This is a genomic window from Derxia lacustris, from assembly GCF_002105195.1.
Lineage (GTDB): Bacteria > Pseudomonadota > Gammaproteobacteria > Burkholderiales > Burkholderiaceae_E > Derxia > Derxia lacustris.
The window spans coordinates 130209-153544 of record NZ_MUHU01000026.1 but is presented as its reverse complement, the minus strand read 5'-3'; the positions used below and the strand labels follow the sequence as shown (position 1 = coordinate 153544).

The following is a 23336-nucleotide window of genomic DNA, read 5'->3' as shown; positions in this document are numbered from 1 at the left end:
TTCACGGCGACATAGAAACGGCCTTCCGCCCATCCTGTGAAAGCGACCGCATGCCGACCGTTTGGACACCTAGAAGCGTGAAATTTTACGTTGCAAGATGCCGATTGACGTGATTTTTTCCCTCGCCCACGTCGCACGTCGATGCATGTGTTTCGGCAGATGCGCGGTCATCAAAACTGTGCTCATGCCGAGCGCGCGCGCCGCGACGAGATTGGGCAGGCTGTCCTCCACCAGCACGCAGCGGCGCGGATCGACCCGCTCGCGCGCCAGCAGCGCGCGCAGCATCGGCCGCGACGGCTTGGGCCGCAGCTGGCCGTGCAGCGTCATCTGCTCGACCGCGACGCAGCGCTGGAAATGCCGGTCGATGCCCAGATGGAACAGCAGCGCCTCGGCATAGGCGCGCGGGCCGTTGGTGAACAGGATCTTGCGGCCGGGCAGCCGGCGCAGCGCCGCCGCCAGTCCGCGCTGCGGCACGATCAGGGCCGCCAGATCGTCGAAGGCATGGGCCTCGCGCAGGAACTCGGCGGCATCGACGCCGTGCTCCCGCACCAGCCCGAGCAGCGTGGCGCCGTAGCGCTGCCACAGCTCGCGGCGCAGCCGGTCGGCATCGGCGGGCGAGTAGCCCAGGCGCCGCACGATGTAGGCCGTCATCAGCCGGCTGATCTCGGGAAAGATCGCGGTCGAGGTGTCGTGCAGGGTGTTGTCGAGGTCGAACAGCCAGACCGGCGCACGGCGCGGCGCCGGTAGCTCGGCGATCTCGCGCCGCGCGCTGACTGGCGGGCCGAGGTCCGCGCGACGGCGGCCGAGCGGCCCGGTCTGGCGACGGACGGCCGGCGGGCGGCGCGTCACCGCTCAGTACGAGCGGATCATCGTCCCCACGCCCTTCTCGGTGAGGATTTCGAGCAGCAGGCAATGCGGCACGCGGCCGTCGATGATGTGGACCGCATGCACGCCGGCCTTGGCCGCGTCGAGCGCCGAGCTGATCTTGGGCATCATCCCGCCGCTGATCGTGCCGTCGGCAAACAGCTCGTCGATGCGCTTGGCGGTGAGCTTGGTGAGCAGCTCGCCGTTCTTGTCGAGCACGCCCTTGATGTTGGTGAGCAGCACCAGCTTCTCGGCCTTGAGCACCTCGGCCAGCTTGCCGGCCACCACATCGGCGTTGATGTTGTAGGTCTCGTTGTCCTCGCCGAAGCCGATCGGCGCGATGACCGGGATGAACTGGTCGTCCTGCAGCGCCTTGACCACCGCCGGATCGATGGCGGTGATCTCGCCGACCGAGCCGATGTCGTGCAGCTTGGTCGGATCGTCGCGGTCGGGCAGCAGCAGCTTGCGGGCGCGGATCATGCCGCCGTCGCGGCCGGTCAGGCCCACCGCCTTGCCGCCGGCATGGTTGATGAGGCCGACGATGTCGCCCTGCACTTCGCCGCCCAGCACCCACTCGACCACTTCCATGGTCTCGTCGTCGGTGACGCGCATGCCCTGGATGAAGGTGCCCTTCTTGCCGATCTTGGCCAGCGCCTCGTCGATCTGCGGGCCGCCGCCATGCACCACCACCGGGTTGAGGCCGACCAGCTTGAGCAGCACCACGTCCTCGGCGAAATCCTGTTGCAGCGCCGGATCGGTCATGGCGTTGCCGCCGTACTTGATGACGATGGTCCGGCCGTGGAACTTGCGGATGAAGGGCAGCGCCTCGGACAGGATTTCCGCCTTCACGCGCGGCGCCACCTTGGCGGCTTCGAGGGTGGGATCGAGTTCCTGGGTGTCGCTCATGGCAAAGGCTCGGGAGGAAGGGAAACGGGGCCGCAGTCTAGCAGCGCAAAAAGGCGCTTCCGGCAGCGAAAAGCTTGTGAAATCAGCGGGAAAGCGCGCTGGCGCGCAGGGCACGACGAGCGGACCGCGGCAGGGCGGCGCACGCCGGTTGCGCCGCGGCGCCCGGTCGGCCCTCAGTCGCGGGTCAGCGTGCAGCGGTCGCCGCCGGCGCGGCGCTCGACCGTCACCCGGCTGATCGCCGGCAGGGCCGCTTCGAGCTGGTGCCACACATAGGTACAGAGGTTTTCGAGCGTGGCCGGGCCGATCTCGGGAATCTCGTCGAGAAAGCGATGGTCGAGCCGTTCGCGCAGCGTGGCCAGCGCGGCGCGGAAATAGCCGAGGTCCATCAGCATCCCGTTCTTCGGGTCGGGCTGGCCGCGCAGGCTGACGAGGACGTGATAGGTGTGGCCGTGGATGCGGCGGCTGGAATCCGTCTCGATCGTGCGCTCCAGCGTGTGGGCGGCGTCGAAGAAGAATTCCTGGGTGAGTTCGTGAATCATCGGATGCCCAGGTACTTGTGGGTCTGTGCGCTCAGGCGCCAGCGCGGATCGCGCATGCAGGTGTCGACGGCGAGGCGGGCGTTGTCGCGCGCCAGTGCGCCGTCCATGGGTTGCAGGAAGCGGTGGTCGAAGTCGAGTTGCGCCAGCGCGTCGAGATCGAGGCCGGCCTGCGGCACGACCACCTTCAGCTCCTGGCCGCGCGTGGCGACCAGCGGCGCGCCGGCCTTGGGGCTGACGCAGAGCCAGTCGATGCCGGGCGGCGGCGCGACCGTGCCGTTGGACTCGACCGCAATCTCGAAGCCGCGCGCATGCAGCGCATCGACCAGGGCCGCATCGACCTGCAACAGCGGCTCGCCGCCGGTGAGGACGACGAAGGGGCGGATGGTAACAGCGGCCAACGTCGGCCATTGCGCGGCAATCTGGTCGGCCAGCGCTGCGGCGTCGGCAAACTTGCCGCCGAGCGTGCCGTCGGTGCCGACGAAGTCGGTGTCGCAGAAGCGGCAGACCGCGCCGGCCCGGTCGGCCTCGCGGCCGCTCCACAGATTGCAGCCGGCAAACCGGCAGAAGACTGCGGCGCGGCCCGCATTGGCGCCCTCACCCTGCAACGTGTAGAAGATTTCTTTCACCGAATACGCCATGCGCGTCGCTCCCGAGATGCCCGCATCGCCGCGCGACGCCCGTGCCGCTGCGGCACCATCGTGCGCCGCCAGCCCCGCGCCGGCAGCCGGACCGGCCGGCCGCGCGGGGCGGCAAGTCTAGCGGGCGCCCGGCCGGGCCTGCTGCAAGTTCCCTTTCCCACCCGGCGTGCGGCGTTCTGCCAGCGCGGCATGCCGGTCGCTCCCGACCCCATCCCAGGAGACGGCATGACCAGGCTCAACATCAATGGCCGCGAGTTCCAGTTCGACATCGCGGACGACACGCCGGTGCTCTGGGCACTGCGCGACAGCGCCGGCCTGACCGGCACCAAGTTCGGCTGCGGCATGGCGATGTGCGGTGCCTGCACCGTGCATATCGACGGCCAGGCCACGCGCGCCTGCATCACGCCGGTGAGCGCCGCCGTGGGCAAGAAGATCGTGACCATCGAGGCGATCGGCAACGAGCGCATCGGCAAGGCGGTCCAGGCCGCCTGGGTCAAGCACGACGTGGCCCAGTGCGGCTACTGCCAGAGCGGCCAGATCATGAGCGCGACCGCGCTGCTCAAGGACAAGCGCAAGCCGTCCGATGCCGACATCGACGCGGCCATGGCCGGCAACGTCTGCCGCTGCGGCACCTATCAGCGCATCCGCGCCGCCATCCACGACGCCGCCCAGGCGCTCGCCTGACCCCGGGAGCCATGCAGATGCAACTCGACCGCTTTCTCTCCGACCCCGCCGCGCGCGCCGAGGCCGACCGTGCCGCCGCCGGCCTGCTCGCCGCCACCGGCGCAGCGCAAGGCGGCGACGCCGCCATGCTCGACGCCACCGGCCCGCAACGGCTCGACCGGCGCCGCTTCCTCGTAACCACGGCCGCCGGCGGCCTGCTGATCGGCCTGGCGCCGCTGGCCCGCGCCGCCGACGAGCAGACCGACAAGCCGCAGATCTGGGGCGCCGCGCCGCCGCCCAAGGCGCTGCCGACCGGCCCCTTCATCCGCATCGGTGCCGACGACGGCGTGACCGTGCAGGTCAACCGGCTCGACTTCGGCCAGGGCGTGCAAACGTCGCTGCCGATGCTCATCGCCGAGGAACTCGACTGCGACTGGCGCCAAATCAAGCCCGAGCTGGCCCCGGCCGGCGACGCCTACAAGGACCCGGTGATCGGGCTCCAGATGGTCGGCGGCTCCAATTCCATCAAGAACTCCTGGCTGCACTACCGCACGCTCGGCGCCAGCGCGCGCAGCCTGCTGGTCGCCGCCGCCGCGCGGCAATGGCAGCTCGATCCGGCCGTGCTGCGCACCGAGAACGGCGCGGTCGTCGGCCCGAACGGCCGGCGCGCGCGCTACGGCCAGCTCGCCGAGGCGGCCGCCGGCCTGCCCCTGCCCGAGACCATCCTGCTCAAGCGGCCCGACCAGTTCCGGCTGCTGGGCAAGCCGACGCGCCGGCTCGATGCGCCGGCCAAGTCGACCGGCCGGCAGAGCTATGGCATCGACCGCCGGCTCGACGGGCTGAAGGTGGCGGTGGTCGCGCATCCGCCGGTGTTCGGCGCCAAGGTGGCGTCGTTCGACGACGGCAAGGCACGCGCGATCAAGGGCGTGCGCGCGGTGCTCAAGGTGCCGGCGGATCGCGGCGGCGAAGCCGTCGCGGTGATCGCCGACGGCTACTGGCCGGCCAAGCAGGGCCGCGAAGCGCTGGAAATCAAGTGGAACAGCGACGGCCTGGAAAAGGTCAGCACGCCCGACCAGATCGCGCGCTACCGCGAGCAGGCCAGGACCAGGGGCACGGTCGCGCTCGCCGCCGACATGAGCGCGCTGGCCAAGGAGCCGCCGCTCGGCGCCGGCACGCGCAGCGCGCCGCAGGCCATGCCGGTGGCCGCCAGCGGCGCCACCGCCGCCAAGGTCATCGAGGCCGAGTACGTCTTTCCCTATCTGGCGCACACGCCGATGGAGCCGCTCAACTGCACCATCGCCTTCAAGGACGGCGCGGCCGAGGTCTGGTGCGGCTCGCAATTCCAGGGCATCGACCAGGGCGCGGTCGCGCGCACGCTCGGCATCGAGCCGGCCAAGGTCAGGTTCAACACCGAGATGGCCGGCGGCGGCTTTGGCCGGCGCGCGGTGCCGACCAGCGATTACGTGGTCGAGGCCGCGCAAGTGGCCAAGGCCTGGGCCGCAGCCGGCCATGCCGAGCCGGTCAAGATGATCTGGAGCCGCGAGGACGATGTGCGCGGCGGCTACTACCGGCCGCTGCATGTGCACCAGGCGCGCATCGCGCTCGATGCCAAGGGCCAGGTGCTGGCCTGGGAACACCGCATCGCCGGCCAGAGCATCGTCAAGGGCACGCCGTTCGAGGGCTTTCTGTTCAAGGACGGCGTCGACGGCACCATGGTCGAGGGCATGGGCGCGCCCTATGCCGTGCCGATGGAGCTGTCGGTACACAACATGGAAGTGAATGTGCCGGTGCTGTGGTGGCGCTCGGTCGGCTCGACCCACACCGCCTATGTGATGGAAACGCTGATCGACGAGCTGGCCGCCAATGCCGGCGCCGATCCGGTCGAGTACCGGCGCCAGCTGATCGGCAACCAGCATCCGCGCCACCTTGCGGCGCTCGATCTGGCGGTGGCCAAGTCGGGCTACGGCAAGCGCAAGTTGCCGGCCGGCCGAGCCTTTGGCGTGGCGCTGCACGAAAGCTTCAACACCGTGGTGGCCTATGTGGTCGAGGCCTCGGTCGCCGACGGCGTGCCGAAGCTGCATCACGTCTGGGGCGGCGTGCATTGCAACTTCGCGGTCAATCCGCTGACCGTGACGGCGCAGGTGGAAGGCGCGGCGCTGATGGGTCTGGGCACCACGCTGCCGGGCGCCGCCATCACGCTGAAGGACGGCGTGGTCGAGCAGACCAACTTCCATCAGTACACGGTGGCGCGCATGCCCGACATGCCGGTGGTCGAGGTGTTCATCGTGCCGTCGGCCGCCGCGCCGACCGGCATGGGCGAACCGGGTCTGCCGCCGCTGGCGCCGGCGTTTGCCAACGCCATCGCAAGGCTGACGGGCAAGCGGCTGCGCTCGCTGCCGTTCGACCTCAAGTCGGCCTGACGGCAGCTGGTCCGCGGCCGGCCGAGCGGCGCGGGCAAAGGCACAGGCAGCGCCGCGCCCGACCGCGCGGCCCGGATCGCAAGCTCCGGAGTGCCGCCGCCGCGCCGGCCCGCGACAATCGCCACTCGATGACGGAGGCGATGCGATGAGCGAGCGGGCAATCCAGCGGGCGGGCGATGCGGCGGTGAGCGGCGCGGCAAGGGGCGCGGCGGCCGGTCCGCATCCGGCCAGCGGCGCCGACGCCGACCGCCAAGCCGGTGCCAGCGCCGGTGCCCCCGCCGACCGCCACGCCACCGTCGTCGCCGAGCTGTGCCGCTTCATCGAGGCGGCCGATGCCGAGCCCACGCTCGCCGATCTGGCCGCGCGCGCGGGCTTCAGTGCCTGGCATCTGCAACGCGTGTTCAAGGCCGTGACCGGCCTGAGCCCGAAAGCCTGGGCCGCCGCGCGCCGCGCCGACCGGGTGCGCGAGCGGCTCGCCGCCGGCGCGCGCGTGACCGATGCGCTGCATGCCGCCGGCTATGGATCGAGCGGGCGCTTCTACGAGGCCGCCGACGCCGTGCTCGGCATGACGCCGGGGCGCTATCGCGCCGGCGGCGCCGGCACCGAGATCCGCTTCGCCGTCGGGCAATGCTCGCTCGGCGCCATCCTGGTCGCGCAGACGGCGGTCGGCCTGTGCGCGGTGCTGCTCGGCGACGATCCCGACGCGCTGCTGCATGAGCTGCAACGCCGCTTCGGCGCCGCCCGCCTGATCGGCGGCGATGCCGACTTCGAGCGCACCGTGGCCACGGTCATCGGCTTTGTCGAGGCGCCACGGCTGGGCCTGGCGCTGCCGCTCGACCTGCGCGGCACCGCCTTCCAGCAGCGCGTCTGGCAGGCGCTGCGCCAGATTCCGCCCGGCAGCACCGCCAGCTATGCCCAGATCGCCGAACGCATCGGCGCGCCCAAGGCGGTGCGCGCGGTGGCCGGCGCCTGCGCCGCCAATCCGCTGGCGGTGGCGATTCCCTGCCACCGCGTGCTGCGCAGCGACGGCGGGCTGTCGGGCTATCGCTGGGGCGTGGAGCGCAAGCGCGCGCTGCTGGAGCGCGAGGCCGGCCCGCCCGGCGCCGCAACACACCAGCCCTGACCGCGCACGCCCGGGTTGCAAGCGCCGTCATCGCGCCCGGCGCCGACTGTTGCGCCCCAACCCGCATGGAGTCGCACATACGAATCATTCCGCACCGGCATGCAGTAAGAAATTCACCTAATTTTTTCTAGGATGGGAAAGGTCGGCATCACACGGCAGCCGGCCCTGCACTGCGACTTATGTCGCGCAGATGACTGTTTCGCTCGGGTTTCCCTCGCTTCCTGTCACCCCCGGGTTTGTCCTCGCTCCGCATTTGGGTGCGGGCATTCCGGTGGCGGCGTCCTCTCATCAGACCAACTCAGGAAGCCCAGCAATGCAAACCAACAAAACCCGGCCGACACGGCTGCAACCCCTGCTGCTCGGCCTCGGCCTGGTGGCCAGCGGCAGTGCCGCCGCCGCCCCGGCGCTCGGCGTGGCCAGCGACTACAACCTCTTCCTGTTCGGCAACAGCCATCAGACCTCGGACACCCAGGGCCGGATCGCGGTCGGCGGCGATGCCAGCTTCATCAACATGCCGGTCGGCGATCTGGCCAGCGGCAATGCGCCCACGCTGGTGGTCGGCGGCGATCTCGATCTGCACAACGCCACGCTGCGCGCCGGCAGTTCGCTGGTGGTGGGCGGCGATGTCACGCTCGGCAATGTGCAGCTCAACGGCAATCTGTCGGCCGGCGGTTCGGTCACGCTGGCGCCGTCGGGGCAGGTGAACGGCAACGTCACCTACGGCAGCAGCCTGAGCCGGTCGGCGAGCTTCACGCTCAACGGCACGGCGAGCCAGGGCAGCACCACGCTGCCGGTCGACTTCGGCGCGGCGCGCAACTATCTGACCGCGCTGTCGACGGCCCAGGTGGATGCGGCCGATCCCTCGGCCGGCCTGACCTGGGGCGCGCTCAATGTCAACGCCAGCACCGGCGGCACCAGCTTCTTCAACGTGTCGGCCGACGTGTTCAACCACGCCTACTCGGGCTTCAACATCTTTGCGCCGAGCGGCGCGACGGTGGTGCTGAACGTGGCCGGCAGCTCGCTGTCGGTGCCCAACACCGGCTTCAGCCTGAGCGGCGGCATCGCGCTCGACCATGTGCTGTTCAACTTCTACGAGGCGACGTCGATCAATGTGCAGGGCAGCGCGCACGGCAGCTATCTGGCGCCGCTGGCCGACGTGACCGGCGGCTGGGGCGGCTTCAACGGCACGCTGATCGCCAATTCGCTGTCTGGCGCCGGCGGCTCGGCAAGCGGACTGGAATTCCATGTGCGCGACTACGGCGGCGGACAGAACACGCTGTTTGCCGGCGATGGCCTGCGGCTGCCGACGACCTCCGCCGTGCCCGAGCCGTCGGCGCTGGCGCTGATGCTGGCCGGCATCGGCACGCTGGGCGGCCGGCGCAACCGCAAGCGCGCCTGAGCGACCGCGCCGGCAGCCGGCGTGCGGCGGCCGGGCGACAGTCGGGTGGGCCGGTCCCGAAACGGGCGGGACCGGCCGGCCCGATGCGCTCAGCCCGCCGCGCGCGCGCCTGCCGGGCGGCTGTCGGCGCCCTGCGCGGCGGCCTGCGGCTCGGCCGCGATCACGCGGTAAGCCAAGCCGGCGCAGCCCGCGCCGAGCAGCGGCGCGAGCCAGAACAGCCACAGCTGCGACAGCGCCCAGCCGCCCACGAACAGCGCCGGCCCGGTGCTGCGCGCCGGATTCACCGAGGTGTTGGTGATCGGAATGCTGACCAGATGGATCAGCGTCAGCGCCAGCCCGATGGCGATCGGCGCAAAGCCCTTGGGCGCGCGCGCATCGGTGGCGCCGAGGATGACGATCAGGAACATGAAGGTCATGACGAATTCGCAGACCAGCCCCGACAGCAGCGAATAGCCGCCCGGCGAATGCTCGCCATAGCCGTTGGAGGCCAGGCCGCCGGCCAGATCGAAGCCGGCCTTGCCGCTGGCGATCAGATAGACCAGCCCGGCGCCGACGATCGCGCCCGCCAACTGCGCGCCCACATAGGGCAGAAAGTCGCCGGCCTTGAAGCGCCCGCCGACCAGCAGCCCGAACGACACCGCCGGGTTGAGATGGCAGCCCGACACATGGCCGAAGGTGAAGGCCATGGTCAGCACGGTGAGCCCGAAGGCCAGCGAGACGCCGGCCAGGCCGATGCCCACCTCGGGAAAAGCGGCGGCCAGCACGGCGCTGCCGCAACCGCCGAACACCAGCCAGAGAGTGCCGATGAACTCGGCGGCGACACGATTGGCAATGGGCATGGGAAATCTCCTCCGCGATCCGGAATGCCACGCCCGCCGCACCCGCGTTGCCGGAAGACCGACGAATAGGCACGTCACGCGCGGCCGACGCGGCCGGCGAACACCGCCGACCGAGGCAACGCGGCGCCATTCAAACGCCATTTCGTGAACATGAGCACGTATGGATACATTTCATTCGGATGCATGCGTTGACACCGCTTCGCGCATCCGGGGCTAGCGCAAGCCGAATTCCACGCCGGCCGCGTCGCCGCCGAGCTGCGGCTCGTTGAGGAAGACGCGGTCGCGCGCCACGCCGAGCGTGTCGACCAGGGTGCGCAGCACCACGCGAGCCCGCGCGAGCGCGAGGTCGCGCAGCTCGGCCGCATCGGCGGGCGCGGCCCCGGACGGCGGGCGGCGGGCCGGATCGGGCGCTGCGACGGCGGCTGCCGGCGCGGCAACCGGAGCTGCCGGCGCGGCGCCGGCGGCGCGCGGCTGGGCCTCGGCCCGGGCGGCGCGCAGCGGCTCGCCGTCGCGCGCCGCATCGGCATGACCGACCACATCGAGCCGCAGCGCCGGCCGGTCCTTGAGCGCGGCGGCCAGCTTGGCAAGCCGGGCGCGCTGATCGTCGGCCAGCAGCGCCGAGCCGGGCGCGAAGTCGATGCGGTCGAGCGCCTCGGCATCGGCGCTGCCGCCGGCGAATGCCGCGCCGAGCAGCCGGAACGGCGAGGTGACGGCGCGCGTGACCAGATTGAGCAGCGCCCGCCCGATGACGCCGCCGACCGAGAACTGCGGATCGTCGAGCGAGCCGGCGATCGGCAGGTCGAGGTCGATCTCGCCGCGGCTGTTCTTGAGCAGCGCCACCGCCAGCAGCACCGGCAGCTGGGTCGCGGTCGGGCTGTCGACCCGCTCGCCGAAGGTGAGCTGGTCGAGGAAGACATGGTTGTCGGCGCTGAGCCGGCCGTGGTCGATGCGGTAGCCGAGATCGACCGAGAGCTTGCCGCGCTCGATCGGATAGCCGGCGTACTTGGTGGAGTAAGGCGTGAGGCCGGGCAGGTCGATGCCCTTGGCGCTGGCCTTGAGGTCGAGCGCCAGCGCGGGCGCGAGCGGCGCGATGCGGCCGGCGATGACGACCGGCGCATCGCCGTCGAGCCGGGCCGCGACGCGCACCTCGGCCGGCTCGGGCGCATCGACCGCGAGCCGGCCGATGGCACCGCCAAGGTCGGTGAGCCGGGCGCGGTAGTTGGGCCGCACGAAGTCGTCGGTGAAGTCGACGCTGCCGTTGCCGAGCGCGATGCCGTCGATGCCGAGCGCGACGGCGGGTGCGGCGGGTGCGGCGCTGGCGGGCGCCGATGCCGCACCGCCCTTCTCGGCCGGCTGGCCCGGCGGCTTCTTGCGCAGATCGGCGAGATTGAGCCGGCCCTCGGGCGAGATGCGGACGCGGGCGTGAAAGCCGCCGATGGCGATCTGGCCGACATCGAGCGCCAGCGGCGCGGCGCCGCGCAGCGCCAGCCGGTCCAGCGTCAGCGCCTGCCAGCTCACCAGATCGGTCGTGCCGGCGGCGTCGGCGAGCCGGAAATCCTCGATCAGCAGATTGCCGGCATAGCCGACACGCGGCGCGGCGCCGGGCGCGAGCGCCAGATCGAGCTGGCCGCGCGTGCTGAGCAGCGCCGACGCGAGTTGCGCATCGAAGCTGTCGGCGAGCCAGGGCTGGGCCGGCGCCAGATCGATGCGGCCAAGGTCGAGCCGCAGCCGTGCCGCCACCGGCGCCAGCGCGATCCAGCCGTCGGCGGCGATGCGGCCGGCGCCGAGCCGGGCCTTGAAGTCGAGCGGCACCTGATCGGCGCTGCCCGGCGCGAGGCGGCCGGCGCCGACTGCGATGCCGGTCAGCCGCTGCCGCAGCGCCGGGCGGCGCGTGAAGTCCTCGATGCCGACCTCGCCGCGCTCGATGCGGGTTTCGGCGAGGGTGACGGTCCAGGGCGCGGCTTGCGGCTCGGCGGCGGGTGCGCTGGTCGCCGCGCCGGCCGCAGAGCTGGTTGCGGCCAGCGCCGGCGTCGGTGCGGCGTCGGTCGGCGCCGCGCGCAGCAGCCGGGCCCAGCCGAGGCTGCCGTCGGCCAGCCGGCGCAGCTCGACGCGCGGCGCGTCGAGCCGCAGCCGGCCCAGGTCGATGCGGCGCGCGGCCACATCCACCGTGCCGCCGTCGAGCGCGAGCCGGGCCAGATCGAGCTCGGCGCCAGCCTCGGCCGGGCCGCGCAGCCGCAGCCCGCGCAGCGCGATGGCGATGTCGCTCAGGCGCGGCGTGGCGGCGCTGCCGGCGTCGAGCGTGGCGGCGGCATCGAGCCGGCCGCCGAGCTGGCCATCGAGCCTGCCGGCCAGCCAGGGCGCGAGGTCGTCGAGCCGCAGGTCCTGCAGCGCAATGCGCAGCTGCGCGGCCGGCGGCGCGAGGCCGACGCTGCCGTCGAGCCGCAGCCGTTCGCCGGCCGGCGTGCCGGCACTGGCCACGAGCCGGCCGGTCTGGCCCGGCGCATTGCCCAGGCCGGCGAGGTCGAGCGCAATCGCCTGCAGCCGGCGCTCGACGCCGCCGACCGTGGCATCGACCAGCCGCAGGCTGCCGTCGGCGATGCGCAGCCGCGCGAGGCTGAAATGCCAGGGCGCGGATGGCGCGGCCGCCGGAGCCGGAGCCGGAGCCGGAGCCAGCGCAGGTGCCGGCCCGCCAGTCGCCGTGCCCGCCTCCGCCCGCAGCGGCTGCGCCAGCAGGCGCTGCCAGTTGCTGCCGCCCGCATCCCGCATCAGCTCCAGCGCCGGCGCGTCCAGGCTCAGTTCGGCAATGGCGATGTCGCGGTCCAGCAGCCGGGCTTCATCCAGCACCAGCGCCAGCCGGCGCAGCGTCAGCAGCCGGCCGTCGGCGCCGGTCAGTTCCAGCTCGCGCAGGGCGGCCGAGCCGCGCAGCGTCAGCGCCGCCGCCACGGCCGGCGCGTCGGCGCTGGCGGCCACGGCGCGCCGGTAGCTGAGCGTGAGATCGGTATCGAGCAGCCCGTGCGGCAGCGCAAACGCCGGCGCGAGCGGCGCCAGGCTCAGCAGATTGGGCAGATCGAGCCCGTCGAGCTTGAGCCGCAGCACCGTGTCCAGGCTCGGGCCGAAGGGCAGCAGCTCGCCCTCCAGCGCCAGCGCCGCGCCGTTGACCCGCGCCGCCAGATGCGGCTGCACCCGGATCTCGGCATGCGCCGGCAGGCTGGACACGAAGGGCAGGCCGAGCGCGATGGCATCGATCTCGTCATGCCGGCCGCGCACCCGGTCGTCCAGGCTCAGCCGGCCGTCGGCGATCTCGATGTTGTGCAGCGCAAAGCGCGCCGGCCCGGCGTCGGGGTCGCTCGGCCGCGCCGCCAGCCGCGCCAGCACATCGTCGACATTGCTTTGGCCCGGCCCGGTGCGCGCCAGATGCAGCTCGGGCGCGTCGAGTTGCAGCGCATCGGCCACCGGCGCCAGCCGCCACAGCGATTGCCAGGCCAGATCGACGGTGGCGCCGCGCAACGCCAGCAGCGGCTCGGTCTCGTCGGCGGCGCCGGCCACGCGCAGCCCGGCCAGCGTCAGCCGCAGCGTGAAGGGGTTGAAGCGCACCTGCTCCAGCGTCAGCGCGCGGCCGAGCGCATCGCTGCCGGCGCGCTCGGCGCCCCAGCGCAGCAGCGCGGGCAGGCCGGCAAAGCCGAGCAGCGCATACAGCGCCAGCAGCAGCGCCAGCGCGCAAGCGGCGCGGCGCAATCTTGGGTTGAGGGATGTCATCGGGGCCTCCGGGGCCGGCGATTATCCGCAAGCGCCGGCCGGCCGGGCTGTCAGCCGACCGGCGCGGCGGCGGTCGGCCGGCGGGCTCAGATGACCCAGAAATCGGCCGCCGTCAGCAGCGTGCCGGCGCCGAGCGCGGCGAACTGCACCGCGCCAAACGCGCTGCCGCTGCCGTCGGCGTCGTAGTACAGCGCGCCGGTGCTCTGGTTGTAGACGATGCGGTCGCCGCTGTCGGCCACGGCGCCCAGCGCAAATGCGCCGGCCGCCAGCGCACCGACCGCGCCGATGCGGCTGAACACCGCATGGTCGAACTCGATGCGGTCGTCGGCGGCGACGAAGTCGGCAATGCGGTCGACATTGGTCGAGGCGCTCAGCGCGCTGCTGAAGCGGAAAGCGTCGAGGCCGGCGCCGCCGCTCAGGCTGTCGCGGCCGGCGCCGCCGTCGAGCGTGTCGTCGCCGGCCAGTCCGCTCAGCGCATTGGCGCCGGCGTTGCCGGTCAGCGCATTGGCCAGCGCATTGCCGCTGCCGGCCAGCGCATCGCTGCCAGCGAGGGTCAGGTCTTCGAGCGTGGCGCCGAGTGTCCAGTCGACCGTGGCCAGCACGCTGTCGCGCTCGCCGGCCAGGCTGCCGGTCTCGACGATCACGTCGCCGCTGGCATCGACCACGTACAGGTCGGCACCGGCGCCGCCCGCGAGGGTGTCGTTGCCCGCGCCGCCATCGAGCCGGTTGGCGCCGTCGTCGCCGGTCAGGCGGTCGTTGCCGTAGTCGGAGCCGACCAGGTTCTCGATGCCGGCGAGCTGGTCGCTGCCGCCGGCGCCGGTGGCCTGGGCGCCGACGATGCGCAGATCGACGCGCACGCTGCCGTAGGCGAGCCGGTAGTCGGCGGTGTCGCTGCCGGCGCCGCCGTCGAGCGAATCGTCGCCGGCGTCGGACACCAGCCAGTCGTTGCCGTCGCCGCCGAGCAGGCTGTCGTTGCCGCCGGCGCCGTCGAGCCGGTCGTTGCCGCCGCCGCCTTCGAGCCGGTTGTCCTCGTCGTCGCCGGCCAGCGTGTCGTGGCCGACCGCCGAGCCGACCAGCACTTCGATGTTGCGGATCAGGTCGATGCCGGCCGCGCCGGTGTCCTGGGCATCGCTGCGCGCCAGGTCGACCGCGACGCCGGCCGCCATCGCCGAGTAGTCGAGCCTGTCGATGCCGGCGCCGCCGTCGATGACCGAGTTGCCGCGCCGCTCGACGATGACATCGTTGCCGTCGCCGCCAAGCAGGGTGTCGTCGCCGCCGGCGCCGATCAGGCTGTCGTCGCCGTCCAGGCCAACGAGCCGGTTGGCGCCGGTATCGCCGGCGAGCGTGTCGTTGCCGACGCTGGAGCCGATCACCGTCTCGATGCCGGCGAGCACATCGTTGCCGGCGCCGGTGGCCTGGGCCGCGGTGAGCGCGAGATTGACCGTGACCGCACCGTTCACCGTGCGGTAGTCGGCGGTGTCGCTGCCGTCGCCGCCGTTCAGGCTGTCGTCGCCGGCGCCGCCCGCCAGCACATCGTTGCCCGCGCCGCCGAGCAGCGTGTCGTTGCCGGCGCCGCCAAACAGCGCATCGTCGCCGTCCAGCCCGGCCAGGGCGTTGGCGCCGGCATTGCCCACCAGCCGGTTGGCCAGCTCATTGCCGGTCGCGGCCAGGGCCGCCGCGCCGGTCAGCGTGGCGTTCTCCACATTGGCCGCCAGCGTCACCGAGACCGAGGCGAACACCGCATCCACGCCGGCGCCGGCCGCCTCGATCACGCTGTCGCCGGCGTTGTCGAGCACATAGCTGTCGTTGCCGCCCAGGCCGCTGAGCGTGTCGGCGCCGGCGCCGCCGTTGAGCAGATTGCTGCCGGCGGTGCCGACGATGGCATTGGCCAGCGCATTGCCGTAGCCGTTGACATTGCCGCCCGCGAGTTCGAGGTTTTCGAGATTGGCGCCGAGCGTGAAGCCCACGGTGACCGTGGCGCGCACCGTGTCGCTGCCCTCGCCGGCCAGCTCGCGGATGCCGCTGCCGCTGTCGTTGAACACCCAGTACACATCGTTGCCGAGCCCGCCGATCAGCGAGTCGGCGCCGCCGTAGTCGCCGGTCAGCGTGTCGTTGCCAGCGCCGCCGATCAGCAGATCGCTGCCCCAGCCGCCGTCGAGCGAGTCGTCGCCGGCATTGCCGTAGAGCGTGTCGTTGCCGTAGTCGCCGGCCAGCAGATTGGCGCCGGCATTGCCGCGCAGCACGTTGTCGCCGCTGTTGCCGCCGCCCCAGAGCGAATCGCTGCCGAGCAGGGTCAGGTTCTCGACGCCATAGCCGAGCGTGAAGCCGATGGTCGACTTGACCAGATCGACGCCGCCGCCGTTGTCGATCACCACATCGCCGACCGTGTCCACGAAATAGATGTCGTTGCCGGCGCCGCCATCGAGCGTGTCGGCACCGGCGCCGCCGTCCAGCACGTTGTTGCCGGCATTGCCGGTGATGCGGTTGGCCAGCGCATTGCCGCTGCCGTTGAGCGCCAGGCTGCCGCCGCCAAGCACCAGGTTTTCCAGGTTGTCGCCAAGGCTCCAGCTGATGCCGGCGAGCACCGTGTCGTCGCCTTCGCCGGCGGCCTCGACCACGGTGTCGAGCGCATCGACGCTGTAGCTGTCGTCGCCGCCCTCGCCCACCAGCGTGTCGGCGCCGCCGTTGCCGGCCAGCGCATTGCCGGCGGCATTGCCGACGATGAGGTTGTCGGCCGCGTTGCCGCTGCCGGCGATTGCATCGCTGCCGACCAGGAACAGGTTCTCCACCTCGGCGCCGAGCGTCTGGCTCACCGAGCTGACGATGGCGTCGCTGCCGCCGTCGGCCGCCTCGATGACGACATCGCCGGCGTTGTCGACGAAGTAAGTGTCGTCGCCGCCGCGCCCTTCGAGCGTGTCGGCGCCGCCCGCGCCGTCGAGCCGGTTGGCGGCGTCGTTGCCGGTGATGCGGTTGGCCAGACCGTTGCCGGTCAGGTCGGCGGCGGCGCTGCCGGTGAGCACCAGGTTCTCGATGTCGGCGGCGGGCAGCGTGTACGAAGCGCTGACCTGCACGGTGTCGTTGCCGCTGCTGTCCGCGATGGCGTCGTTGCCGCCGACCACGTACAGGTCGTTGCCGGCGCCGCCGATCAGGCTGTCGTTGCCGCTGCCGCCGTCGAGCACATCGTCGCCGCTGCCGCCGGTGAGCGTGTCGTCGCCGGCGCCGCCGTTCAGGCGCACGCCGGCCGTGCCGGCATAGGCAATCACGTCGCCATTGGCGCTGCCGGTCACGCTCGGCAGCTGGGCCGTGCCGCTGGCGTCGTAGCGCTGGGTGTAGAGGTCGTAGCCGAACGTGCCATAGACCTGCCAGCTCAGCGCAAAGCCGCCGTCGGCCGTGGCCTCGACCACCGCCTCGCCGCCGTTGCCGGTGACGGTGGTTTCGGCGCCCACACGGCTGCCATCGGCGCCAAAGCGCTGGAACACGATGGCGCTGCCGCTCTGCCAGCTCACCACAAAGCCGCCGTCGGCCAGCGCCGCCACGCTGGCGCCGAACTGCACGCCGGCCTGCGTGGCATTGACGATCTCGACGCTGGCGAGCGCCGCGCCGCTGGCATCGAAGCGCTGCATCGTCACCTCGGCGCCGATGTCCCACACCGCGACAAAGCCGCCGCCGGCCAGTCCGGCCAGATCGCGCAGGCTGGTCTGGTAGTAGCTGGCGGCGGTGATGCCGGCGCCGACCGCCGCGCCGCTCGCGTCATAGCGCTGGGCCAGCCAGCCGCTCGCGGCCCAGTCCTGCCACATCGCCACATAACCGCCGTCGGCCAGCGCCGCCACCTGGGGCGCGATCTGGTCGCCGGTGACGCTGGCGTTGATGCGGGTCTCGCCGCCGAGTGCCGTGCCGCCGGCGTCGTAGCGCTGCGAATAGATGTTGCGCTGGCCGCTGCTGTCGCCGTCCTGCCCGGCCGACTGCCACACCACCACATAGCCGCCGCCGTCGAGCGCGGCGATCTGCGGCTGGCTCTGGGCCAGCGCGGTGGTGGTGTTGACGACCGTCTCGCCGCCGAGCGCCGCGCCGCTCGCGGCAAAGCGCTGCAACACGATGTCGGAAGTGCTGCCGACCTGCTCCCAGGCCACCACATAGCTGCCGTCGGCCAGCGTTGCCACCTGCGGCCGGTACTGCAGCCCGGCCGTGGTGGTGTTGACATGCGTCTCGCCGCCCAGCTTTTCGCCGGCGCCGGAAAAGCGCTGCGAATAGATCTCGTAGTCGCCGCCGGTGAGGCTTTGCCACACCACCACATAGCCGCCGTCGGCCAACGGCGCGATCACCGCATCGGTCTGGGCGTCGGGATTGGCATTGCTGGCATTGACCGGCTGGATGCCGCCGCTGCGCAGCGCAAAGCTGGCGTTGTCGAGCCGCAGCGTCTCGATGCTGGACAGCGTGTCGTTGCCGGTCGCGGTCGAGCTGACGGTCCAGCGGCCGAGCGCATCGAGCCCGAGCACGACCGCCTCGTCGCTCGCGGCGATCGCTGCCTGATCGGCAATGCCGGCCGTGCCCGCGATGAGTTCACTGCCCGCCGTGCCGGTGTAGAGCGCCATGTTGCTGTCCTGTGTGGGGGAGAAGGCGCGGCGATGCTAGCGGGGCGGCGGGTGCGGGCGAAGGAAGTGCGGCGCGCTTGTGCCTGGTCGATCTCAGGTCCAGTCCGGTCGATCCGGCGCGAACCATTCCTGATCGACGAAGCGGCCAGTTCTGCGCAGGAGTTCGAGCAATTCTCGGTCGGCATAGTCGCAACCGGTCGTCCCCGGATCGGTCTGCTGCTCCTTGGCGGCCTGCGCCGGGAGATGCCCGCCGCCTGCCACCAGCTCGGTAGCCAGCGGGGCATAGCCGGGCTGCCAGGCATTCACCGCACCCAAGGTCTCGCGCAGGCTGCGCAGGATGGCCATGCCCGCGAAATCGAGATCGCCGAAAAAGCTCACCGGCAAGGCCTGCGCACCGAACAGCCAATCTTCCAGCCGCAGCAATCCGGCCTGCCGGGCAGGCGCCGCAGTGGCGCAATCGGCGCCCGTGCGCAAATACAGCCGGCAGGCAGCGCGCGACCGCAGACGACGGGCGCCGCCCCTGAAGCCAGCCGCGTACACCAGCGCGCTGCGCTGCCAGCTGCCAGCGCGCCAGTCGGCCATGCGCTCAAAGGTGACGAGGTTTTCGACGAAAAGTACAGCGTCGAAGTCGACCGGCAAGTCGACCAGCAGCTGGATCGGCCCCTCGTGAAATTGACCTGGCGTTGCGCCAAGCAAACGCAGCAGTTCGTCGCGGCTGTCGAGCAGCTTGGAGCGGCCCTGGAAGGCACGGGCCGACGCCTCGCGCAAAGGCATCGACCGGCGCGCGACACACAGTGCATGCAGCGCTTCGAGACTGGCTGCCGCCTCCTCCGGCACGAGGCCGCTCAGACCCGCCAGCGGGTTGCGCGCGAGGTAATCGAGCAGCGCCAGCACATCGACGCCGACGGGCGCGGCAACCGCCCAGCGACCGCGCAAATGGTCGAGCAAGCGCCGCTCCCAGCGCTCATCGCGGCGCACATGACCCACCGCCGCAGCCAGTCCATCGAAGTCGAGCAGTTCGATCTGCGGGCGACGGTCGGTAAAGCCGGCAAATTCGCGCGCCGGCCCGAGCTTGAGCCGGACCGCACCACCTTCGCACCAGGCCTCGATCAGCAGGCGCCAACGGTCGAGCTCATCTTGATCGTGGCAATCGAACAACTCGGGCGCCGCACGTCGATCCAGCGCAAGCCGCACCGGCCCGTCGCCAGTCGTGCGCTCCGCCCGCTCAAGCAGGCGCAGCGCAAGGCGCCGGATGAAGGGATCAGGAGTCGCGTGGGGCATCGACATCGGGCGGCAATGAAGCAAGATAGGCCGCCTGCGCGGCGGCACGGCTTTGCGCGATCTGCTCGGCCCAGAGTCGCGCCATGGGTTCTCGGTGATGGAGCTTTTCCTGCACCTCGCTGTGGAACAGCTCCTGGTCGCCACGCCGGCCGTAGACCTTGGAGAAGGTGAACTCCTTGTCGAACTCGGGCTTGACCGCACCCGACTTGGCCGTGGGCATGGCAACCACCAGCTGCAAGCCGAGCGTGCCCGACAAGAATCGCAACACGCTGCGCGACCGGGCTTCGTCCATCTTGGAAAACGCCTCGTCGCTGAGCATCAGGCGCAGCGCCGATCCACCGCGCCGGTCCGGCCCGAAATGCCCGAGCGCATGTGCCAGCACAGCCGAGCGCACCACGTAGAACGGCGTTTCCAGTTCGCCGCCGGAGCCCGTGCCCCAGGTGGAAAGTCGGGTCTGACCGACGGCATTGCTGCGCACGATGTCGTAGCGGCGGTAGTTGCGAAAGTCGGCCAGCTCGCGCAGTGCGCGTTCGCCGCTGCCCTGGTCGGCATCGAGCAGCCACTGCCGAATCTGCCCCGCCGTGGCGCGCTGCTCGTCGCTCAGCAAGGGCGAGTCGAACAGCGAACCGCGCTCGCGCTCCAGCCCCTCGGCTGCCTGCTCGACCGCCTCGAAGAACTCGAACACCTTCTGCTTGGCCGGTACCCATTCCCATTGCAGGCGAAAGCTGTCGGCGCCAAAGCGCAGATTGGCCAAGTGCTGGTTCAAGCGCCGCAACGTGTCCAGTCCGCGCCGCACGTCGTCACGCACCTTGAAGCAGAAACTCGTCGTGAACACGGCATTGAAGTTGGACTCGGCGTCGCGCAGTCGGCCGGCGTTCTCGGCCAGCCCGATCGCCCGCTGGCGCCGGACCTGCTCGGCCACGGCGGCGCCGGTGTTCACCACCACGCCGAGCAATTCCTCCAGCTTGTCGACGTTGCGCGGCGCGTCGGACCAGAGAAAGCGCTCCGATTCGCCGCGGGCGCCCGAAAGATAGAGGCCGACCTTGTCGCCCAGCTCGCGCATGCCGTGCGGGATGGACGAACGCAGGCTGGCGATGCGCTGACGCATCGCATCGCGCGACACCGCTTCGTCGACCGCCAGTGCGTGGGCGTCGGCGACCAGCTGGGCCTCGGTCGCCGTGTCATGCGCGACCGAGGTGAAACGGGCCACCCAGGTCATCTGGAGCGTGCATTCAAGGTCGAGCGCAGGCAGGCGCCGATCGAACTCGGCGTCCTGCTCACGCAGTCGCTTGAGCTGATCGCCCACGGCGCCGAATTCCTGCAGCTCCTGTTCCTTGCGCTCGCGGACTTCGGCGATGCGGCGGTCGAGCGCGTCACGCTCGGCAAACAACGCCTCGATCGACGACAGATCGAGCGCCTTGAGTGCCTGCGCGGAATGGGCATGCTGGCGCTGGGCTTCGAGCACCGCAAGCGCGAGTGGCTCGATCGGCACAAAGCTCGCGCCCTGAAACATGCGTACCAACAGGCCAAGCTCGCGCTGCCTCTGTTCACAGGCGGCAATCTCGCGACCAAGCCGTGCCAGCTCGGCCTCGCAGGCAAGACGCCGGCGCCGCCGCGCGGCCTCGCCAAAGGCCAGTTCCGCATCGGGCAGGCGGCAGGCAAACATGCCGTAGCCGCGACTGCCGATGCCTTCTTCCATCAGCCCTTGCGAGGTGCGGGCGAGTTCGTCTTCATCCGCCACCTTGCGCACGCGGCCGTACTGGGCCAGCAAGAAGGCCCAGGCCACCGGATGGCGACAGACAAGCTCGTGCAGCACGGCCTGAGCCTCGGGCTGGCGCCCGCCGGTATCGGCGAGCGCCTTGCTGCCCTGAACCACCTTGGGCGAACGCGAAGCGAAATGCCGCTTGACCAGTCGGGCACAACGCGCCTCCCAACCTGCCTCGACAATGATCGCGAAGCGGTCGCCGCCCATATAGCCCTCGATCGCGTTCTGCCAGGTCGAGCCCGGCCTGGGCTCGACCAGCTGCCACAGCAGATGCGGCCGGGCCTCCGGATAGTCATGCTCGATCAGCTCCACCGCCCGGGGCGCCTCGCGCGACCCGGGCACGCGGCCGGCCTGAAGCAGGCGCAACTCGGCATCGCGCTCGGTCCGCTCGTCTTGCAGCCTGGCCAACTCGACACTGGTCGCGGTCAGCGCACGCAATACCGACGGACCGAGAGCGGCCTCATCCGCACCGTGGATGTCTGCGCCAACCCGGGCCAGATCGGCATCGAATGCATCCAGCTCCGCCCCCGGCAGTTCGGCGTCGAGCCGGGCATCGCGGTCGTAGCCATCGGCCAGCACCGGCCAGAGCGCCAGCAGCCGGCGCGTCGGCTCATGCAGGCGATCCACCGCAGCGGCAACCTCGGGCAAGGCCGTCAGGTCGAAGACGATCAGTCCGCGCAGCTGGGTAAACAGACCAGCCAGACCGTGGATGGCCGCGCGCAGATTCTTCCAGTGCAGACGGAACTGGTCGGCCTGGATCCGGACCTCGTTGTCGAGCGCTGCCTTCTGACGCGCCACATCGCTGTCTTGCAGACGCGCGACCACGGTCTCGCGCTGGCCGCGCAACTGTTGCTCTTCTGCCGCCAGCGAATCCTGATGCGCCTGCAAGCCCTCGTGCCGCCGCAGGGCGGCATCGATCTGGCGCCGGCATGAGTCCAGCTCGGCACCGGTGTCGGCACGGGTGCGCAGGGCATGCGCAATGGTCGTCACGACAAAGCGACGCGCCTCGTCGAGCACGCGGTCGGCGCATTCGGCAGTGGCGTCGAGTCGGTTCAGATTGCGCTCGAACCGCTCGGCTTCGGCCTTGAGGTCGGCCATCGAGCGCATCAGCTGACGCATCTTTTCGAGGTCGGGGCCGAAATCGTGCGGTTCCAGAATCTCGTCGCGCACCAGTTCGTTGACGTTGCCGAGTTCCTTGTAGGCCATGGCCTTCACGATCGACCGCGCCGCGCGATTGGCCTCGGGTTCGCCGACCGAGGTCTTGCCCATCAGCGCACCGTACAGATGCTGGAGATAGCGCCCCTTGTTCTCCTCGAAGCGCTGAACCGCCTCGGTCCCGCACTGGCGCTGCAAATGGACGTAAAGATCGCGCAAGGGCAGCGGCTCGCGCTGGCCATCGGTCGGCGCGGTGCGGGTGAGCTGGGCAAATTCGAGCGCACCGCGCACGAGAAAGAACCATGGCCCGCGCACGTACTGGGCACGCTGCGCCTCCACCGAGGCCTCCAGCCCCACCAGCGCGGTGAGCGGTGCGGCCGTCTCGCCGGCCTGCGGCGAAGCCTCGAAAACGATGGCGACGTAGGTGGTGGACTGCGGCCGCAGAAATACGCCGTCGGCCTGCTGGCCAGTGGCATAGGCCGGCAAGGTGCGCGGCTCCTTGCCACCGCGCCGGGTCTGCGTCGATTCGTCCTGGCCGATGTTGAAATGCACCAGATGCTGGCGCGCCGCCGTGAGCACCACCTGAATCGCATCGAGCAAGGTCGACTTGCCCGACCCCGATTCGCCGGTCAGCAGCACCGTGTCCGCAAACACCCATTCGCGATTTTCGAGCGAGCCCCAGTGCCAGGTCAGCAGCTTGGCGATCTTCATGCGGCGGCATCCTCGGCCGCCGGCGCCGGCGGATGCCGCAGTCCGGCCACGCGCAGCGCATCGTCGAGCGCCTCGTCGCTGACAAAGCTCATGACCGGCCGCAGCACGGCAAGCCCCATCTCCATCGAACTGGCATCGTCGCCCTCGTACTGGATGACCCGATGGCGCCGCAGTTCGCGCAGCAGGCCCAGTCGATCGGTCGCCGAAGTCGGCAGCTGATGCCCAAGCAGCGAAACCACCGCCTGCGAAAGCTCTTCAAGGCTGATCGGCAAACGCTCGTCGAGCAGCGCACGCCGGCCGGTCAGCGCCTCGGTGTACAGAAAGCGCAGTGCAATCACTGCCGCGACGAAGTCGCGCGACAGCCGGGCACGCAATTGCCGGCCAACGTCGGCGTCGCCATCGACCTCGGCGCGCTCGCCGGGCGGATGCAGCCGAAAGATGCGTGCATCGGCATCGTGGGCCAGATAGAAACCCACCGCCCCAAACCACTCGCGCAGCAGCTCCTCGCATTCGCCAGCGTCGTCATACAGCGCGGCCTCGCTGCGCGACCAGTCGCGCCACAACACGCCGCCCGCCAACAGCCGCGCCACCAGTTCGGCAAACCGCGTGCGACCCAGCCGGCCACTCCCCTCGGTCGACAGACGCTGATCGAGTACCTGGGCAAGAGTGGGCAGCATGGCTTGGC

The 23336-nt window shown here is 71.1% G+C and carries 14 protein-coding genes; 4 read left to right on the top strand and 10 right to left on the bottom strand.

Annotated elements, in window-relative coordinates:
* Positions 1–69: 69 nt before the first annotated feature.
* From B9P64_RS18540 to queE, 4 genes are all read right to left on the bottom strand, one after another.
* Positions 70–849 carry a pyrimidine 5'-nucleotidase gene (locus B9P64_RS18540; RefSeq protein ID WP_235840040.1) on the bottom strand — a complete coding sequence of 260 codons (780 nt, stop codon included), beginning with the start codon at positions 847–849 and terminating at the stop codon, positions 70–72.
* A 3-nt stretch (positions 850–852) separates the two neighbouring features.
* Positions 853–1770, bottom strand: coding sequence for an acetylglutamate kinase (gene argB / locus B9P64_RS18535; RefSeq protein ID WP_085317648.1), 918 nt, complete (start codon positions 1768–1770; stop codon positions 853–855).
* Between the two features lie 173 nt (positions 1771–1943).
* Entirely contained in the window at positions 1944–2309 is a 366-nt protein-coding gene (locus B9P64_RS18530) for a 6-pyruvoyl trahydropterin synthase family protein (protein WP_085317647.1), read from the bottom strand.
* Positions 2306–2947, bottom strand: coding sequence for a 7-carboxy-7-deazaguanine synthase (queE, locus tag B9P64_RS18525; protein WP_085317646.1), 642 nt, complete (start codon positions 2945–2947; stop codon positions 2306–2308). The genes B9P64_RS18530 and queE overlap by 4 nt, the downstream gene beginning before the upstream one ends.
* Before the next feature lie 225 nt (positions 2948–3172).
* Between queE and B9P64_RS18520 the strand changes: the two genes are divergently transcribed.
* The 4 genes from B9P64_RS18520 to B9P64_RS18505 all read left to right on the top strand — a co-directional run bounded on the left by B9P64_RS18520 (position 3173) and on the right by B9P64_RS18505 (position 8552).
* Entirely contained in the window at positions 3173–3631 is a 459-nt protein-coding gene (locus tag B9P64_RS18520; protein WP_085317645.1) for a (2Fe-2S)-binding protein, read from the top strand.
* A gap of 11 nt (positions 3632–3642) precedes the next feature.
* A complete protein-coding gene (locus tag B9P64_RS18515; protein WP_407919693.1) occupies positions 3643–6030 on the top strand; it encodes a xanthine dehydrogenase family protein molybdopterin-binding subunit in 2388 nt (795 codons plus the stop codon).
* 145 nt (positions 6031–6175) lie between these two features.
* Complete coding sequence (locus B9P64_RS18510; protein WP_085317644.1) at positions 6176–7153, top strand: methylated-DNA--[protein]-cysteine S-methyltransferase; 978 nt, start codon at positions 6176–6178, stop codon at positions 7151–7153.
* A gap of 313 nt (positions 7154–7466) precedes the next feature.
* Positions 7467–8552 carry a collagen-binding domain-containing protein gene (locus tag B9P64_RS18505; RefSeq protein ID WP_176256883.1) on the top strand — a complete coding sequence of 362 codons (1086 nt, stop codon included), beginning with the start codon at positions 7467–7469 and terminating at the stop codon, positions 8550–8552.
* 89 nt (positions 8553–8641) lie between these two features.
* Here the strand turns inward: B9P64_RS18505 and aqpZ are convergent, their stop codons facing one another.
* From aqpZ to B9P64_RS18475, 6 genes are all read right to left on the bottom strand, one after another.
* The gene (gene aqpZ / locus B9P64_RS18500) at positions 8642–9391 is read right to left on the bottom strand and encodes an aquaporin Z (protein WP_085317643.1); all 750 of its coding nucleotides are present in this window, start codon (positions 9389–9391) and stop codon (positions 8642–8644) included.
* A 213-nt stretch (positions 9392–9604) separates the two neighbouring features.
* Positions 9605–13147, bottom strand: coding sequence for a DUF748 domain-containing protein (locus B9P64_RS18495; RefSeq protein ID WP_085317641.1), 3543 nt, complete (start codon positions 13145–13147; stop codon positions 9605–9607).
* A gap of 86 nt (positions 13148–13233) precedes the next feature.
* The gene (locus tag B9P64_RS29910; RefSeq protein WP_085317639.1) at positions 13234–17739 is read right to left on the bottom strand and encodes a beta strand repeat-containing protein; all 4506 of its coding nucleotides are present in this window, start codon (positions 17737–17739) and stop codon (positions 13234–13236) included.
* A gap of 93 nt (positions 17740–17832) precedes the next feature.
* The gene (locus B9P64_RS18485) at positions 17833–19026 is read right to left on the bottom strand and encodes a hypothetical protein (RefSeq protein ID WP_085317637.1); all 1194 of its coding nucleotides are present in this window, start codon (positions 19024–19026) and stop codon (positions 17833–17835) included.
* Positions 19001–22651, bottom strand: coding sequence for an SbcC/MukB-like Walker B domain-containing protein (locus B9P64_RS18480; protein WP_085317635.1), 3651 nt, complete (start codon positions 22649–22651; stop codon positions 19001–19003). The genes B9P64_RS18485 and B9P64_RS18480 overlap by 26 nt, the downstream gene beginning before the upstream one ends.
* A complete protein-coding gene (locus B9P64_RS18475; protein ID WP_085317633.1) occupies positions 22648–23328 on the bottom strand; it encodes a DUF4194 domain-containing protein in 681 nt (226 codons plus the stop codon). Before B9P64_RS18475 ends, B9P64_RS18480 begins: the two co-directional genes overlap by 4 nt.
* Positions 23329–23336 lie beyond the last annotated feature (8 nt).

Bases quoted from the DNA above. Each gene is read 5' to 3' on its own strand.
- B9P64_RS18510 (WP_085317644.1), top strand. From the start codon at position 6,176: ATGAGCGAGCGGGCAATCCAGCGGGCGGGCGATGCGGCGGTGAGCGGC.
- B9P64_RS18495 (WP_085317641.1), bottom strand. From the start codon at position 13,147: ATGACATCCCTCAACCCAAGATTGCGCCGCGCCGCTTGCGCGCTGGCG.
- B9P64_RS18485 (WP_085317637.1), bottom strand. From the start codon at position 19,026: ATGTCGATGCCCCACGCGACTCCTGATCCCTTCATCCGGCGCCTTGCG.
- argB (WP_085317648.1), bottom strand. From the start codon at position 1,770: ATGAGCGACACCCAGGAACTCGATCCCACCCTCGAAGCCGCCAAGGTG.
- B9P64_RS29910 (WP_085317639.1), bottom strand. From the start codon at position 17,739: ATGGCGCTCTACACCGGCACGGCGGGCAGTGAACTCATCGCGGGCACG.
- B9P64_RS18505 (WP_176256883.1), top strand. From the start codon at position 7,467: ATGCAAACCAACAAAACCCGGCCGACACGGCTGCAACCCCTGCTGCTC.
- aqpZ (WP_085317643.1), bottom strand. From the start codon at position 9,391: ATGCCCATTGCCAATCGTGTCGCCGCCGAGTTCATCGGCACTCTCTGG.
- B9P64_RS18520 (WP_085317645.1), top strand. From the start codon at position 3,173: ATGACCAGGCTCAACATCAATGGCCGCGAGTTCCAGTTCGACATCGCG.
- queE (WP_085317646.1), bottom strand. From the start codon at position 2,947: ATGGCGTATTCGGTGAAAGAAATCTTCTACACGTTGCAGGGTGAGGGC.
- B9P64_RS18530 (WP_085317647.1), bottom strand. From the start codon at position 2,309: ATGATTCACGAACTCACCCAGGAATTCTTCTTCGACGCCGCCCACACG.
- B9P64_RS18480 (WP_085317635.1), bottom strand. From the start codon at position 22,651: ATGAAGATCGCCAAGCTGCTGACCTGGCACTGGGGCTCGCTCGAAAAT.
- B9P64_RS18475 (WP_085317633.1), bottom strand. From the start codon at position 23,328: ATGCTGCCCACTCTTGCCCAGGTACTCGATCAGCGTCTGTCGACCGAG.
- B9P64_RS18515 (WP_407919693.1), top strand. From the start codon at position 3,643: ATGCAGATGCAACTCGACCGCTTTCTCTCCGACCCCGCCGCGCGCGCC.